The sequence below is a fragment of the Blastococcus sp. SYSU DS0669 genome (assembly GCF_054050895.1).
The window spans coordinates 160,313-175,001 of sequence record NZ_JBJHAE010000007.1 but is presented as its reverse complement, the minus strand read 5'-3'; the positions used below and the strand labels follow the sequence as shown (position 1 = coordinate 175,001).

14 protein-coding genes are annotated in these 14,689 nt (G+C 74.7%); 4 read left to right on the top strand and 10 right to left on the bottom strand.

What is annotated here, in order from left to right:
* The first annotated feature begins 141 nt into the window (after positions 1-141).
* Complete coding sequence (gene hemQ / locus ACI792_RS10385) at positions 142-852, top strand: hydrogen peroxide-dependent heme synthase (RefSeq protein ID WP_456602532.1); 711 nt, start codon at positions 142-144, stop codon at positions 850-852.
* Between the two features lie 68 nt (positions 853-920).
* Here hemQ and msrB read toward each other — a convergent pair whose 3' ends face one another.
* Genes msrB through ACI792_RS10370 form a run of 3 tightly spaced genes read right to left on the bottom strand, consistent with a single transcriptional unit; the run spans position 921 to position 4,328 of the window.
* Positions 921-1,337: a peptide-methionine (R)-S-oxide reductase MsrB gene (gene msrB / locus ACI792_RS10380; protein WP_456602531.1), complete on the bottom strand. Its 417-nt coding sequence runs from the start codon at positions 1,335-1,337 to the stop codon at positions 921-923.
* A gap of 41 nt (positions 1,338-1,378) precedes the next feature.
* Positions 1,379-2,044 carry a response regulator gene (locus ACI792_RS10375; RefSeq protein ID WP_456602530.1) on the bottom strand — a complete coding sequence of 222 codons (666 nt, stop codon included), beginning with the start codon at positions 2,042-2,044 and terminating at the stop codon, positions 1,379-1,381.
* Positions 2,037-4,328 carry a sensor histidine kinase gene (locus ACI792_RS10370; RefSeq protein ID WP_456602529.1) on the bottom strand — a complete coding sequence of 764 codons (2,292 nt, stop codon included), beginning with the start codon at positions 4,326-4,328 and terminating at the stop codon, positions 2,037-2,039. The genes ACI792_RS10375 and ACI792_RS10370 overlap by 8 nt, the downstream gene beginning before the upstream one ends.
* Positions 4,329-4,502: 174 nt before the next feature.
* Between ACI792_RS10370 and ACI792_RS10365 the strand changes: the two genes are divergently transcribed.
* Together ACI792_RS10365 and ACI792_RS10360 are read left to right on the top strand one after the other, a co-directional pair.
* On the top strand, positions 4,503-5,147 hold the full coding sequence (locus ACI792_RS10365) for a hypothetical protein (protein ID WP_456602528.1): 645 nt from the start codon (positions 4,503-4,505) through the stop codon (positions 5,145-5,147).
* A 125-nt stretch (positions 5,148-5,272) separates the two neighbouring features.
* Complete coding sequence (locus tag ACI792_RS10360; protein WP_456602527.1) at positions 5,273-5,749, top strand: hypothetical protein; 477 nt, start codon at positions 5,273-5,275, stop codon at positions 5,747-5,749.
* Positions 5,750-5,814: 65 nt separating this feature from the next.
* Here ACI792_RS10360 and ACI792_RS10355 read toward each other — a convergent pair whose 3' ends face one another.
* Together ACI792_RS10355 and ACI792_RS10350 are read right to left on the bottom strand one after the other, a co-directional pair.
* Positions 5,815-6,018, bottom strand: a complete 204-nt coding sequence (locus ACI792_RS10355; RefSeq protein ID WP_040339721.1) for a cold-shock protein — start codon at positions 6,016-6,018, stop codon at positions 5,815-5,817.
* A 158-nt stretch (positions 6,019-6,176) separates the two neighbouring features.
* A complete protein-coding gene (locus ACI792_RS10350; RefSeq protein WP_456602526.1) occupies positions 6,177-6,572 on the bottom strand; it encodes a hypothetical protein in 396 nt (131 codons plus the stop codon).
* A gap of 258 nt (positions 6,573-6,830) precedes the next feature.
* Here ACI792_RS10350 and ACI792_RS10345 point away from each other — a divergent pair, with 258 nt between their 5' ends.
* On the top strand, positions 6,831-7,088 hold the full coding sequence (locus ACI792_RS10345) for a hypothetical protein (protein WP_456602525.1): 258 nt from the start codon (positions 6,831-6,833) through the stop codon (positions 7,086-7,088).
* Positions 7,089-7,819: 731 nt separating this feature from the next.
* Here the strand turns inward: ACI792_RS10345 and ligD are convergent.
* From ligD to treZ, 5 genes are all read right to left on the bottom strand, one after another.
* Positions 7,820-8,890: a non-homologous end-joining DNA ligase gene (ligD, locus tag ACI792_RS10340; protein ID WP_456602524.1), complete on the bottom strand. Its 1,071-nt coding sequence runs from the start codon at positions 8,888-8,890 to the stop codon at positions 7,820-7,822.
* A gap of 34 nt (positions 8,891-8,924) precedes the next feature.
* A complete protein-coding gene (locus tag ACI792_RS10335) occupies positions 8,925-10,484 on the bottom strand; it encodes an alpha/beta hydrolase (protein ID WP_456602523.1) in 1,560 nt (519 codons plus the stop codon).
* Positions 10,485-10,591: 107 nt separating this feature from the next.
* A complete protein-coding gene (locus ACI792_RS10330) occupies positions 10,592-11,662 on the bottom strand; it encodes an ATP-dependent DNA ligase (protein ID WP_456602522.1) in 1,071 nt (356 codons plus the stop codon).
* A gap of 310 nt (positions 11,663-11,972) precedes the next feature.
* Positions 11,973-12,710, bottom strand: coding sequence for a dihydrofolate reductase family protein (locus tag ACI792_RS10325; RefSeq protein ID WP_456602521.1), 738 nt, complete (start codon positions 12,708-12,710; stop codon positions 11,973-11,975).
* Positions 12,710-14,464: a malto-oligosyltrehalose trehalohydrolase gene (treZ, locus tag ACI792_RS10320; protein WP_456602520.1), complete on the bottom strand. Its 1,755-nt coding sequence runs from the start codon at positions 14,462-14,464 to the stop codon at positions 12,710-12,712. Before treZ ends, ACI792_RS10325 begins: the two co-directional genes overlap by 1 nt.
* Positions 14,465-14,689: the final 225 nt, after the last annotated feature.

The following is a 14,689-nucleotide window of genomic DNA, read 5'->3' as shown; positions in this document are numbered from 1 at the left end:
GGCCGGCTGACGCCACCCCGCACCGGCACGGCCGACCCCTCCGAGGGCCCCGATCGCACCGATCGGGGCCCTCGGTGTTCCCGCACCCGGGTGGGCCGCCCGGCACGGAGGGGCGAGCGGTGGTGCGGGACAATGGAGCGCATGAGCGAGGACCAGCGCAGCATCGGCAAGCGGGCCAACGAGCTGAACGACACCATCCGCTACACGATGTGGTCGGTGTTCAGGCTCGCGCGGCCGTTCGGTGACGAGCAGCGGAGCGCGGCCGCCGACGAGGCCGCCGCGCTGATCGAGGAGCTGGCCGGCAAGGACGTCGTCGTCCGCGGCACCTACGACGTCGCCGGGTTCCGCGCCGACGCCGACCTCATGGTGTGGTGGCACGCCTCGACCGCGGAGGCGCTGCAGGAGGCCTACACGCGCCTGCGCCGGACGGCGCTCGGCCGGCGGCTGGACCCGGTGTGGTCGCAGTTGGCGCTGCACCGCCCGGCGGAGTTCAACCGCAGCCACATCCCGGCGTTCCTCGCCGACGAGGAGCCGCGGCGCTACGTCTGCGTCTACCCCTTCGTGCGGTCCTACGAGTGGTACCTGCTGCCCGACGAGGAGCGGCGGGACATGCTGAAGGAGCACGGCATGCAGGCCCGGCCCTACCCCGACGTCCGGGCCAACACCGTCGCCGCCTTCGCCCTCGGCGACTACGAATGGATGCTGGCCTTCGAGGCCGACGAGCTGCACCGCATCGTCGACCTCATGCGCGACCTGCGCGCCAGCCGGGCCCGCCGGCACGTGCGCGAGGAGGTGCCGTTCTACACCGGCATCCGGAAGCCGATGGCGGAGCTGGTCCACGACCTGGCCTGAACACCCCGTCACACGCCTGAGGGCGGTCATCGAGTGATCGATGACCGCCCTCAGGCGTAGGGGTGCGGCTACTCCGCCGGCTGCAACCGGATGGAGACGCTGTTGATGCAGTATCGGTCGCCGGTGGGCGTCTGCGGGGCGTCGTCGAAGAGGTGGCCCAGGTGGCTGTGGCAGGTGGCGCAGAGCACCTCGGTGCGGATCATCCCGTAGCTGCGGTCCTCGCGGAGGATGACGTTGTCCTCCGCGGAGGCCTCGTAGAACGACGGCCAGCCGCAGTGCGAGTCGAACTTCGTCTCCGAGCGGAACAGCTCGGCCCCGCACGCGCGGCACTCGTAGACGCCGACGGTCTTGGTGTCGACGTACTCGCCGGTCCACGCGCGCTCGGTGCCCGCCTGGCGGAGCACCGCGTACTCCTCCGGGGACAGCTGCGCCCGCCACTCCTCGTCGGTCTTGGTGACCTGGGGCTGCTGAGGGGAGGTCGTCATGCCTGGTCGAACGAGCGGCGCCGCACCACCATTCCCGGTGCTCAGCGGCCCAGCCCCGCGTCGCGGGCCCGCACGATGGCCTGCGCCCGGTCGGTGACCTGCAGCTTGGCCAGCACGTTGGACACGTTGTTGCGGACGGTCTTGGGCGACAGGTACAGCGCCGCCGCGATCTGCGCGTTGGACCGCCCGGCGGCGACCAGGTCGAGCACTTCCCGCTCGCGGGCGGTGAGCTGGGGGAAGACGGTCTCCGGCCCGGTCGGACCCGAGGCGAAGAACTCACCGATCCGCCGGGCGAGGGCGGCGCCGAACACCGCGCCGCCGTTGGCCACCGTCGTGATCGCCCGGACCACCTCCTCCTGGTCGGCGCCCTTGAGCAGGTAGCCGCGCGCCCCGGCCCGCACGGCGGCGAACACCGTCCCGTCGTCCTCGCTCATGGTCAGGACGACGATCCCCACCGACGGCGACGCCGAGGTCACCCGCCGGGTCGCCTCGATCCCGTCGATCCCCGGCATCTGCACGTCCATGACGACGACGTCGGGCTGCTCCGCGAGCGCGAGGGCCACCGCGGCCTCACCGTCGGCGGCGGTACCGACCACGGCGAGGCCCGGGACGGAGTCGAGCAGCATGGCCAGGCCGTCGCGGTAGACCGGGTGGTCGTCGGCGACCACCACCCGCAGCGGCTCGTCGTCCCCAGCGGGTTCACCCACGGTGCACCTCCTCGCTTCCGCGGACCGCTCCGCTCCTCGCTCCCACGCCCAGGCCGCCTCCGCGGTCGGTCCGCTCCTCGCTCGTACCTCGCTGCGATGCTCCCTCCCTGCCGGCAGCCGCCTCGCTGCGATGCTCACGGTCCTGTCCACTCGCCCTCCCCCCTCCGTCCGCGGGCAGGACCGCCCGCACCACCGTCCCGCCGTCCGGCGGGCACGAAACCGTGCACCGGCCGCCGAGCTCGGCGGCGCGCTCGCGCAGCGACACCAGCCCCACGCCGGCCGGCGCGCCCTCCGGGATGCCGACGCCGTCGTCGGTCACCGTCAGGACCAGGGACCGGTCGGCGTCGCGGACCAGCTCCACCCGGCAGGTCGAGGCGCGGGCGTGCCGGGCGACGTTGGCCAGGGCCTCCGACGCGATCCGGTAGGCGGCGACCTCCACGGCGGCGGGCAGGTCCTCGGCGGTCGGGTCCGCCTCGACCGTGGTGGCCGTGCCGGCGCCCAGCAGCCGGTCGGCCTGCTGGCGCACCGCCCCGGTCAGGCCGAGGTCGTCCAGCGCGGGCGGCCGGAGGTCGTGCACCAGCCGGCGGACGTCGGCCAGCGCGGCGGCGACGTCGTCCCGGGCCGTGCGGAGCAGCCGGTCGGCGTCCTCCGCGCGCCCGGCCGCGGCGAGGTTGCGGGCGGTGTCGATGCGCAGGACCACGGCGCCCAGGCTGGGGCCGAGGCCGTCGTGGAGGTCGCGGCGCAGCCGGCGGCGCTCCTCCTCGCGGGCGGCGACCAGCTCCTCACGGCTCTGCTGCAGCTGGGCGGCCAGCGAGCTGGCCCGCGCGGCGGCCGCGGCCTGGCGCACGACGTCGGCCAGCAGCCCCTCGTCGCGGGTGACCAGGTGCGCGCGGACGCCGTCCCGGGGCAGCAGGAGGCGCCCGACCTCCTCGCCGCGGTAGGCGATGGGCAGGGACCGCACCGCCGGTGGGCGCCGGCCGTGCTCGGCGACCAGCCGCTCGCCGCCCGCGTGATCCACCTCGACGCCGACGTAGGGAGACCGGAAGGCCTCCGCGACCGCCGCCGCGATCGCCACGAGCTGCGCCTCCGCGCCGTCGGAGCGCTCCAGCCGCGCGGCCAGCCCCGAGACCACCCGGTAGGGGTCGTCCCGCTCGCCGAGCACCCAGCGCCGGACCAGCCGCCAGAGCGGGGCTCGCAGCGGCACGTAGACGGCGGCGACGAGCAGCAGGGTCAGCAGGGTCGCATCGTGCTCGCCGAACCGGTCGCCGAGCAGCGCGCCGGCCGCGCCGAGCACCGCCAGGTCCAGCAGGACGACGCCGATGCCCAGGACGCCGTAGACCACCGTGCCGCCGAGGAGCCGGTCGATGTCCACCGCGCGCGGCCGCAGGATGCCGACGGCCACGGCGCCCCCGGTGAGCGCGACGGCGACCATCAGGGCCATCGCGCTCGGCTCGCCCGGCAGCAGGAGCGTGCTGAGCATGACGAGCAGGTCCACGACGGCGGCCCAGAGGAGCCAGCGCATCCGGCGACGGTCCTCGTTCGTGGCCCGGCGGTAGCGGAGGACCACCGAGGCCGCGGGCACGGCGATCCCCAGCACGGCGACGGGAAGGGCGATCCGCAGGAGGGGCAGGGTGACCGATTCGGGCAGCGGCAGGGTGGTGAGGTCGAGGTCCAGGGAGCGGTAGACCCCCGGCACCTGACCGTCGTCGGCGGTGAAGGCGACCTCCGAGGGGACCACCAGGAGGAGCGACGGCAGCAGGGCGGTCGACGCGAGGCTGGCGATCGCGACGGGCCTCCACCGCCCGCCCGGCAGCCGCCCGTCGGGGTAGAGGAGCAGCAGCAGCGGCAGCCCGAGCAGCAGGGCGGCGCCCAGCCGCTGCAGGAACCAGAAGGCGAAGCTCGCCCCGGGCAGCGCCGGGTCGTGCTGGACCGCGTACGCGAGCCACGACTCGGCGAGGCCGTCGACCGCCCAGAACAGCCCCGTGCCGGCGAGCACCCAGGAGACGGCGTTGCCCGGCGCCCGGAGGAGCAGCAGCGCCCCGGGGACGGCGACGGCGACACCGGCGAGCGCGGCCACCGAGCCGGGGGCGACGTCGACGGCGGCCCGCGCCGCGGAGGGCGTGAGCACGTCCAGGACGGCGGCGGCGGCGCAGGCGGCCAGCGACAGGGCGAGGACGGCCCAGGCGGCCGGCCGGCCGACCCGGACCCGGCGAGGTGGCGGCGGTGGCGGGCCCTGCGACCGCGACGCCCCGATCCGCCCGGTCGCCGGCGCCTGTGTCTGCACGCGCGCATCCTCGCCTGCCGGCGTCCCGGTCGTCACGGGGCAGTTGTCCCGGGTTCCCCGGGACAGTTCTCGGGACCCGATCGAGGGCGGCGGGCCCTGGGTGCCCGGGACGGGTTCCCGCGACCGTTCTCCCAGGCGGTGCACAGGGCACCGCACCTCACCACCGGAGACGTGATGTCCCTCAGCACCACCCCCGCCCCCGCCCGCACCGACGTCGCGGAAGCCCGCGGCACGGTCCCCGGCGCCTCGACCAGCCTGGTCCGCCGCGCCGGCGTCGCCGTCGCCGCCGGCGCCGGGTCCTGGGCGATCGCCTGCGCAGCCCTCGGGACGACGCCGCCCGCCGGCACCTGGCAGGCGACCGTCGTCAACGTGGCAGCCGTGGCCTTCCAGGTCGGCCTGATGTTCCTGGTGACCGTGCAGATGCGGACCGGCGCCATCGGCACCGGCCGCCTCGCCCGGCGCCTCCTGCACGTGGAGCACGGCCTGCTGTCGGTGGCCATCGTGTCCTCGCTGATGTGGGCGTTCACGCCCGGGCTCTACGACACCGGCTTCTTCTTCGTGGTCGACCTCTTCTGGCCGCTGTCCATGCTGGGCATGGCCGCCCTGGGGGTCCGCATCGCGATCGCCGGCCGCTGGCAGGGCATCGCCCGCTTCTGGCCGATGGTCGCCGAGAGCTGGGCGCCGGTCACCGTCCCGACCGCGTTCCTCCTGCCGGCGATCACCCAGTACGTGGGCGCCGCTCACCTGCTCGTCGGGTACGTCGTCCTGGGCGTCATCCTCGCCACCCGGCCGCACCTCACCGGGGCCCGTGACTGCTGACGGACCTCCTGCCCCCCGCGACTCGCGAGCTCGCGGCGGGACCGTGCAGGAAGGCCTGGGTGCCCCGTCTCCCACGCGGGAGGCGGGGCACCGTCGTGCTCGGGGCCAGGGGGGAGACTGGGGGAGTGACCTCCGCCCCCCAGCCGCCCGGCGGCCTCCTGCCCGACGTCTGGTTCACCCGCGACCTGCCTGTGCTGCGGGCGATCGCCCGGCTGGTGGACGAGCCCAAGCACGGCGGCGCGCCCTACCTGCTCGGCTCGGTGGTCCCGGGCAGCGGGCTGCCGAAGGCGGACGTCGTCGCCGCGGCGAGGGCGCTGGCGTCGGCGGGCTACATCGAGCCGCTGACCAACCACGCCGGCGACATCGTCCGGATCACCGGGATCTCGGCGGAGGCCCGCCGGCTGGCCGGGCTGTGGCCGACCCCGCAGGGCGAGTGGGAGCGGCTGCTCGAGCAGCTGGCCGCCCGCGCCGCGAACGCGCCCACCGACGTGGAGCGGCAGCGCTGGCAGGCGTTCGCCGATGCGGCCCGCGGGGTCGGCGAGCACGACGGCGCGCTGCTCATGTCGGCGCTGATCGGCGGGTACGTGCCGCGCGCCCGCTGACCGGCCCGCGAACGACGACGCCCCCGCCCGGAGAACCGGACGGGGGCGTCGTGCTGATCAGGTGATCAGAGCGGGGTGACGTTCGCAGCCTGCGGGCCCTTCTGGCCCTGCTCGATGTCGAACGCGATCCGCTGGCCTTCATCGAGCGAGCGGTACCCGCTGGTCTGGATGGCCGAGTAGTGGACGAACACATCCGGTCCGCCGCCGTCGGGGGTGGCGAAGCCGAACCCCTTCTCCGCGTTGAACCACTTGACAGTTCCTTCGGGCATTGCTCGCTCCTAGCTGAGGTGGTGCATCGGGGTCCTGCCATAGCGCAGGGCCTTCCCGACGCGACAACCCTAGCGGCCCATGACCGGATCGGGACACCGGTGCGGCAGAACTGTGACCTGGGACTCCTTCCGCGGGTCGATGCGGAACCGCTCCGGTCTCAGAGCAAGTGGCCCGGATCCTCCGGGAACGCGGGCGCAACCCGTCGTCCCCGGCGGGGCCAGGCGGGCCCGTGGGCGCCGACGGAATACGTCCCGCGCACCGGCGTGGCGGCGGGCAGGGCGGCCGGCTCGGGACGCCAGGAACGGACGCCGATCGGTCGTTCGGCGAGGAGGACCGGGGCCGCCGGCGGATGCGCCACCGAGGCCCAGCGCCGGAGCCCGAGCTGGCCGGCCAGCAGGACGGCGAGCGCGATGGAGACGGTGAGGAAGGCGTCGGTGACCGCGGTGGCCACGTCGAGGGCGGTGATCCGGGGCCAGCCGATGGCCTCCAGCTGGTGGCCGACCATCTCGACGACGACGTACAGCACGCCGTACGCCAGCAACCAGATCCTCACCCGTGCTCCTCCGCCGTGGTCGACAGGTGCATCGACCACCGCTACCCCCCGCTGGAGCTCCGGGAGGCGTCCCGGGATCGCCGCTCACCCCTCCGGGGGAGCGGGACCGTCCGTGCGGAGGAGGACGGCCGGCGGGGGAGACGGTCCGCCCTGGTCTTGCGGTTTTCCTGCGGTTCCCTCCGCACCGCCGTGCGGCTCCTCGCCGACGGTGGGACCTGCCGGACGGATCCGGCGCACCCCCGATCCAGGAGGACCGCCATGCAGCCGCTCGCCGCCTCGCCCGTGCCCACCCGCACCGCCGTCCCGGCCGGTGCCGTCTTCCTGCGCGACGTGGACGACCTGCACGACGCCGACCTGGACCAGCTGCTGGCCGACCGCCTGGCCGAGCCCGCCGGTGCGTTGCGCGCCGTGGTGATCGCGGCCCGGCTCGCGGAGCAGATCGCGCAGCCCGGGACGGCGCCGGCCGCCGGCCGGGTGCACGCGCTCCCCGCGACCGCGCACCGGCTCGTCGGCTGACCCCCGACGCACCTCTCGCGGCAGCGGCACATGTCCTGTTGCTCCCATCGACACCACCCCGTCTCATCGAGGCGTTGCGTCGACCCCTGGACCCGCGGGGCCAGAAGTGGGCGTCAGCGCACTCCCTCGGTCGGTGGCGGTTCGCGCCGACGATCCCTCCGTCGCCCGACGAGCGGATTCCTTCCACAGGTATCCGGAGGCGGCCGGCGCGTCAGAGCCTCGACCGCGTGGCGATGTCCACAGGACCGCCCAGCCGTTGCGGTTCCCGCAGGTGGCCGCGCCGGCCCCCGTCCGGGCACGACGGCGCCCGGACGTCCCGTACCCCCGTGGAGGACCACCACCACCGTGCCGGAGCAGGGGCCGGCCCGAGGAGAGCAGCCAGGCCGACGTCACCCTCGTGGCGCGCGGGTTGACGGTCACGGCCCAGGTGGAGGTCTCCGACGAGATCAAGCCCGGGGACCCGGTCGCCCTCCACCGGGTGAGCGGGTACGGAGAGCGCTCCCTCCGCGCGACGACCACCAGCGTCGAGGCCGGTGAGGAGCCGCTCTGGCACCTCGTGGCCACCGGCCCGGCCGAGCGCAGCCGGCGCCGCCGGACCGTCCGGGCCCGCCTGGAGGTCCCCGTCGTCCTCCCGTGGCTCGACGGGCTGCTCGTCGGCTGCACCGTGGACGTGCAGGGGGCAGACCGTCCGGCAGCAGGTGGCGGCCGCGGTCGACTGATCCCCGCCCTCACTACCCGGCGGTCGCGGGGGGTTTCCGGGCCCGGCTGGGCTGCACCCGCATCGGCTCGCCGGGCATCTTCGGGTAGTCAGGGGGATAGGGCAGGTCGCCGAGGCCCTCGTCGGCCTCCTGCTTCTCGAACAGCTCCAGCAGCGGCTCGATGCCGAAGGCGTGGTCGGCCAGCCCGGCGTGCTTGTCACCGACGGCGGCGAACCGGGCCGGCATGGTGCGGACGTCGAAGTCGGTGGGGTGGACGTCGGGGAGCTCGTCCCAGTCGACCGGTGCCGACACGGGCGCGTGGGCCCGGGGCCGGATCGAGTAGGCCGAGGCGATCGTGCGGTCCCTGGCCATCTGGTTGTAGTCGATGAAGATCTTCTCGCCGCGCTCCTCCTTCCACCACGACATCGTCACCTGGTCGGGGAGGCGCCGTTCGAGCTCCCGCCCGAAGGCGATGACCGCGTGCCGCACCTCGGTGAAGGTCCACCGCGGCTGGATCGGCACGTAGACGTGCACACCACGGCCGCCGGAGGTCTTCGGCCACCCCTCCATGCCGTACTCGTGCAGCAGCGCCCGCACGTGGGGGGCGACGCGGACGGCGTCGGAGAAGTCGGTGCCCGGCTGCGGGTCCAGGTCGATGCGGATCTGGTCGGGCGACTCGACGTCGTCCCGGCCCACCGGCCAGGGGTGGAAGGTCAGCGTGCCCAGGTTGGCGCACCAGGCGACGACGGCGACCGAGTCGGGCGCGATCTCGTCGGCGGTGCGCCCGCTGGGGAAGGTGATGTGCGCCGTCGGCACCCAGTCGGGGGCGTTCTTCGGCACCCGCTTCTGGTAGAACGCGTCGCCGTGGGTGTCCGCCCGCGTGGCCATCTTCGCGTCGGGGGAGAACCCCCCCGGCCAGCGCTCCAGCGTGGTCGGCCGGTCTCTCAGCGCGAAGAGGATCCCGTCGCCGACCGCGATGAAGTACTCGACGACGTCGATCTTGCGGATCCCGCGTTCGGGGAAGTACGGCTTCTCCGGGTTGGAGACCCGCACCTCGTGCCCGTCCACCTGCAGGACGACGGCGTCCTTGCTGCTGCTGGCCATTCCCGCGCTCCGCTCGTCCGGGGGCTGCCGAGTCTCACGCAGGACAGGTGAGCCCGTCCACGGGGACGGTGAGGTCGATCAGGTAGGCGTTGACCGCCGCGGTGACGCACTCGGTCTTGGGGTAGGCGGTGTGGCCCAGCCCCTGCCAGGTCAGCAGGGCGCCGTTCTGGAGGTCCTCGGTGAGGTCGACGGCGCCGGGCAGCGGGGTGACCGGGTCGCCCTCGGTGCCCACGACCAGGATCGGCGCGCTGCCCTCGGCGTCGCGCTCGGGCAGCGGGGTGCGGTCGGCCTCCCACACCGAGCAGGTGAACAGGCCGGCGGCCGCGCCCGCACCGAAGAGCGGGTAGCGGGCGCTCCACTCACCGACCAGCTCCCGCACCCGGTCCTCGGGCACGGTCTCCTCGGTGTCGGCGCAGTTGATCGCCAGGTTGGCGTCGAGCAGGTTCGAGTAGGTGCCGTCCTCGAGCCGGCCGCTGTAGTCGTCGGCCAGCGAGAAGAGCAGGCGCGAGTCACCGTTGCGGGTGGCGGCCAGGCCCTGCGCCAGCTGCGGCCAGGATGCGGTGTCGTACAGCGCCGCCTGCACCGCGGTGAGGATGACCCCCGGCGTGGCCTGCCGGGTCTCGCCCTCCTCGCTGCTCGGCACGGGCGTGGCCTGCGCCTGGGCGAGGAGCTCCTCGAGGAAGCGGCGCGGGTCGTCACCCAGCGGGCAGCCGGCGATGAGCGCCCGGCAGTTCTCGGCGAAGGCGTCGAAGCCCCGCTCGAACCCGGCGGCGTTGGCCTCGGCGTCGGCGACCGCGTCGACGTCCGGATCGACGGCGGCGTCGAGCACCATGGCGCGCACGCGGTCGGGGTAGAGCTCGGCGTAGGTCGAACCGAGCGTGGTGCCGTAGGAGTAGCCGAGGAAGTTCAGCTGCTCCTCGCCCAGGGCCAGGCGCAGCTGCTCCATGTCCCGGGCGGTGTCGACGGTGTTGAAGGTGCCCAGCGCCTCGCCGTACTCGTCGGCGCAGCCCTCCGCCACCTCGCGGGAGAGGGCGAAGACGTCGTCGAGCTGCTCGTCGGTCGTCGGACGCGGCTCCGCGGCGATCGCGCGGTCCTTGAGCTCCTTGGGGATGCACTCCACGGGGGTGGACAGGCCCACGCCGCGCGGGTCGAAGCCCACGATGTCGAAGCGGCGCAGCACGTCCTCCGGGAGGGTGAGCGCCAGGCCGATGGCGGCGTCGGCGCCCGAGCCGCCCGGGCCACCGGGGTTCACCATCAGCGACCCGATCCGATCGGTCTGCCCGGCCAGCACCGCGCGGACGAGGAAGAGCGGCAGCGTGGCGCCGCCCGGCTCGTCGTAGCTGATCGGCACGTCGGTGCGGCCGCACTCGAAGGCGAGGTCGCGCTCGCTGCCCGGCTGCCCCTCGATGAGCGGCTGGATCTGCGCGTCGCAGTCGGTCCACTCGATCGGAGCGGCCTCCGGCTCGGCCGGTGCCGTGCTGGTCGCCGCGGGCTCTTCCGTGGTCTCGGCGAAGGAGGTGCAGCCGCCCAGCACGAGGGGCAGGGCCAGGAGCAGGCCGGAGGCGGCGGCCGGGAGGCCACGGTGCAGACGCATGATCACGAGCATAGGTACCTCACCGCCCCCCACCGCTCGCACGAGCTACCCCGGCCCCCTGCGGGGGCCCGCCCGAGCCCGCGAGTGGTGGGGGGACAGGGGGTCCTTCACCCGTCCAGGACCTCGGCCAAGTCGTAGCGGACCGGCACCTCGAGCTGGTCGTACGTGCAGCTGCGGGGGTCCCGGTCGGGGCGCCAGCGGAGGAACTGGCCCGTGTGACGAAGTCGACGGCCTTCCAGCTGGTCGTACTTGATCTCCACGACCAGCTCCGGGCGCAGCGGCACCCACGAGAGGTCCTTCTTCGCGTTCCACCGGCTCACCGCGCCGGGCATCCGCTGCTCGCCGTCGGCCTGCACCTGGGCGTTGGCCCAGTCCTGCCACGGGTGGCCGTCGAGCGCCTCGGCGCGGTAGGGCGCGAGCTCCTCGACCAGCTCGGCGCGGCGCTTCATCGGGAAGGACGCCGCGACCCCGATGTGCTGCAGCTCGCCGTCGTCGTAGAGGCCCAGCAGCAGCGAGCCGACGATCGGCCCGCTCTTGTGCCAGCGGAAACCCGCGACGACGCAGTCCGCCGTCCGCACGTGCTTGACCTTGGTCATCAGCCGCTGGTCCGGGCCGTAGGGCAGGTCGGCGGACTTGGCGACGACCCCGTCGAGGCCGGCGCCCTCGAACGTCTCGAACCAGCGCTCGGCGGTGGCGGCGTCCCGGGTGATGCCGGTCAGGTGCACCGGCGGGCGGGCCCCGGCCAGGGCGTCCTCCAGCCGGGCCCGCCGGTGGGCGAACGACACCTCGAGCAGCGACTCGTCGCCCAGGGCGAGCAGGTCGAAGGCGACGAAGGAGGCCGGCGTCTGCTCGGCGAGGAGCGTGATGCGCGACTCCGCCGGGTGGATCCGCTGCAGCAGCGCCTCGAAGTGCACCCGGTCGTCCCGCGGCACGACGATCTCGCCGTCGACGACGCAGCGCTCGGGCAGGTTCTCCTTCACCGCCGCGACGACCTCCGGGAAGTAGCGGGTCAGCGGGCGCTCGTTGCGGCTGCCGAGCTCCACCTCGTCGCCGTCGCGGAAGACGATGCAGCGGAAACCGTCCCACTTGGGCTCGTAGAACCACTCGTCGCCGACCGGCACCTTCGTGGCGGGCTTCGCGAGCATCGGCTTCACCGGCGGCTGCAGCGGCAGGTCCATGCCGGTCAGTCAAGCAGCCGGGGCGCGCACGGGGGCCTCGACGGAGTGCGCCGGCCGTCCTGGCGCTCCGGGCGCGGGGGGCGACCCCCGGGAGGCGCAGATGCCCGTGCACCTGAAGAGATCCAGCTGCACGCCGGAGTCCTGGAGGCGGCTGATCGCGGACCCCCAGGACCCCCGCGAGGACCTCCGTCGAGTGGGAGGGCGGGATGCCCCACGGCCCCGGGTACGCCTTCGGCTCGCACGACGGGGTCGACCTCTGGGCGGCGCCGGACGACGTCGCCACGGAGTCCGTGGTGCCGGCGCCCGCCGGTTACCGCTCCGCCGACCCGATCGCGTACCGGGCGAAGAGCATGCCGTCCTCCTCGAGCAGCTGGCGCAGCTCCAGCCGGGTGGGGGCACCCAGGGCGCCGTCCAGCAGCCGGGTCTCGCCGCCGACCAGGGCCGGGGAGAGCGACAGGTCGAGCTCGTCGACGACGCCCGCCGCGAGCGCGGTCCGGAGCAGCTGCGGCCCGCCCTCGCAGGTGACCTGCTCCAGACCGAGCCCGGCGAGCGCGGCGAGGGCGGCCGGCAGGTCGACGTCGTCGTCCCCGCACACCAGCACCTCCGCGCCGGCGGCGGCGAGCGCGGCGCGGCGGTCGGCGTGGGCGGCCCCGCAGGTGACGACGACGGTGCGGGAGGCCGCCTCGGTGACCAGCCGGCTCGACGGGTCGAGGCCGGCCCGCCGGGAGACCACGGCGATCGGCGCCGTGGGCGGTCGGCCGATCGCCGCGCGCAGCCGGCCGACCGCGGAGCCGGGCAGGACCGGCCGGTAGCCCTCGGCGGAGGCGGTGCCGTGCCCGACCAGGACGACGTCGGCGAGCGCGCGCAGCACGCGGAACACCCGCTTGTCGCCGGGCGAGCCCAGCCCCTCGCTCACCCCGCCGACGGTGATCGCGCCGTCGAGCGAGGCGATGAAGTTCATCCGCAGCGCGGGGCCGGGCGGCAGCCGGTAGGCCTCCACGAGCCCGTCGTCGTCGACCGGCCCCGGCTCGGGCAGCAGCCGCCGCATCAGCGGGTGGCGAGGACGGCCGCGCTCTCGGCCGGCAGGGTCACCGTCGCGCCGTCGACCTCGGGCAGCTCCCCGGTGCAGAAGAGGACGTCGCCCACCGTGCGGTCCAGGTCGACCTCGCGCGGCTGGTCGGCGAGGTTGACCGCGACCCGCAGCGCGCCGCGGTGCACCACCAGCCAGCGGTCGGCGTCGTCCCAGGTCACCTCGACCGACGCCAGGTCCGGGTCGACCAGGTCGGGGTGGGCCCGGCGCAGCGCCAGCAGCGAACGGTGCAGCGCGAGAAGCCGGTCGTGCGGCTCCCTCTCCGGCTCGCTCCAGTCGAGCTTCGAGCGGGTGAAGGTCTCCGGGTCCTGGGGGTCGGGCACCTCGTCGGCGTCCCACCCGTGCTCGGCGAACTCGCCCTTGCGACCCTCCGCCGTCGCCCGGCCGATCTCCGGGTCGGTGTGGCTGGTGAAGAACTGCCAGGGCGTGGCGGCGCCCCACTCCTCGCCCATGAAGAGCATCGGGGTGAACGGGCTGGTGAGCACCAGCGTCGCGCCGACGCCGAGCAGGCCGGGGGAGAGCGACGCCGAGATGCGGTCGCCGACGGCGCGGTTGCCGATCTGGTCGTGGTCCTGCAGGTAGCCGAGGAACTTCCAGCCCGGCAGGTGGGCGGTGTCCACCGGCCGGCCGTGGTGCCGGCGGCGGAAGCTCGACCAGGCGCCGTCGTGGAAGAAGGCGCCGGTGAGGGTCTTGGCCAGGCCGCCGAGCCCGGCTTCGGCGAAGTCGCGGTAGTAGCCCTGGTCCTCGCCGGTCAGCGTGGCGTGCAGCGCGTGGTGGAAGTCGTCGCTCCACTGCGCGTGCATGCCGGTGCCGCCGGCGACCCGGGGCGTCACCATCCGCGGGTCGTTGAGGTCGCTCTCGGCGATCAGCGTGAGCGGCCGGCCGACGGCGGCCGACAGCCGGTCGACCTCCGCGGCCATCTCCTCCAGCAGGTGGGTGGCCCGCTCGTCGACGAGGGCGTGGACGGCGTCCAGGCGCAGCCCGTCGACGTGCATGTCGCGCAGCCACATCAGGGCGTTGTCGATGATGTAGCGGCGCACCTCGTCGGAGTCCGGCCCCGACAGGTTGACCGACTCGCCCCAGGTGTTCGCGCCGCCCTCGCTGAAGATCGGCATGAACAGCGGCAGGTAGTTGCCCGAGGGGCCGAGGTGGTTGTAGACGACGTCCTGCACCACGCCGAGACCGCGCTGGTGGCAGGCGTCGACGAACCGCTGGTAGGCCGCCGGGCCGCCGTAGCTCTCCTGCACCGCGTACCAGAGGACGCCGTCGTAGCCCCAGTTGTGCGTGCCGTCGAAGCCGTTGACGGGCAGCAGCTCCACGAAGTCGACGCCGAGGCCGACGAGGTGGTCGAGCTTGGCGATCGCCGAGTCCAGGGTGCCCTCGGGGGTGAACGTGCCGACGTGCAGCTCGTAGACCACGCCGCCGGCGAGGGGGCGGCCGGTCCAGGCGTCGTCGCCCCAGGCGTAGGCGGAGGGGTCGAAGCGGCGGGAGAGGCCGTGCACGCCGTCGGGCTGGCGGCGCGACCGCGGGTCGGGGCGGGGCGTGTCGTCGTCACCGAGCAGGAAGCCGTAGTCGGCCTCGGGCCCGGCCTCGACCTCGGCGCGCCACCAGCCGCCCTCGTCGCGGTGCATGTCGTGGACCGCGCCGTCCACCTGCAGACGCACCCGCTCCGGCAGCGGCGCCCAGACGGCGAACTCGACGGGTGCGGGCATGCAGGGCCTCCAGGACGGGGTCGGGCGGGAACGGTGACGGTGTTCTGCCCGGACGGCGGCCGTCGAACCGTCGGGCGGTGCCGCAGCGCCGTCGGAGGGCTGCGGACCCGTGACGGCCGAGCGGGAGCCGGGTGACCGGCTCTTCCCCCGATGGTGGGACGCGGGGACGGGATCGCGGTACCTAGGCTTCTCGCCGCGGTGGCGCACGGTCGCCACGGTGCAGAC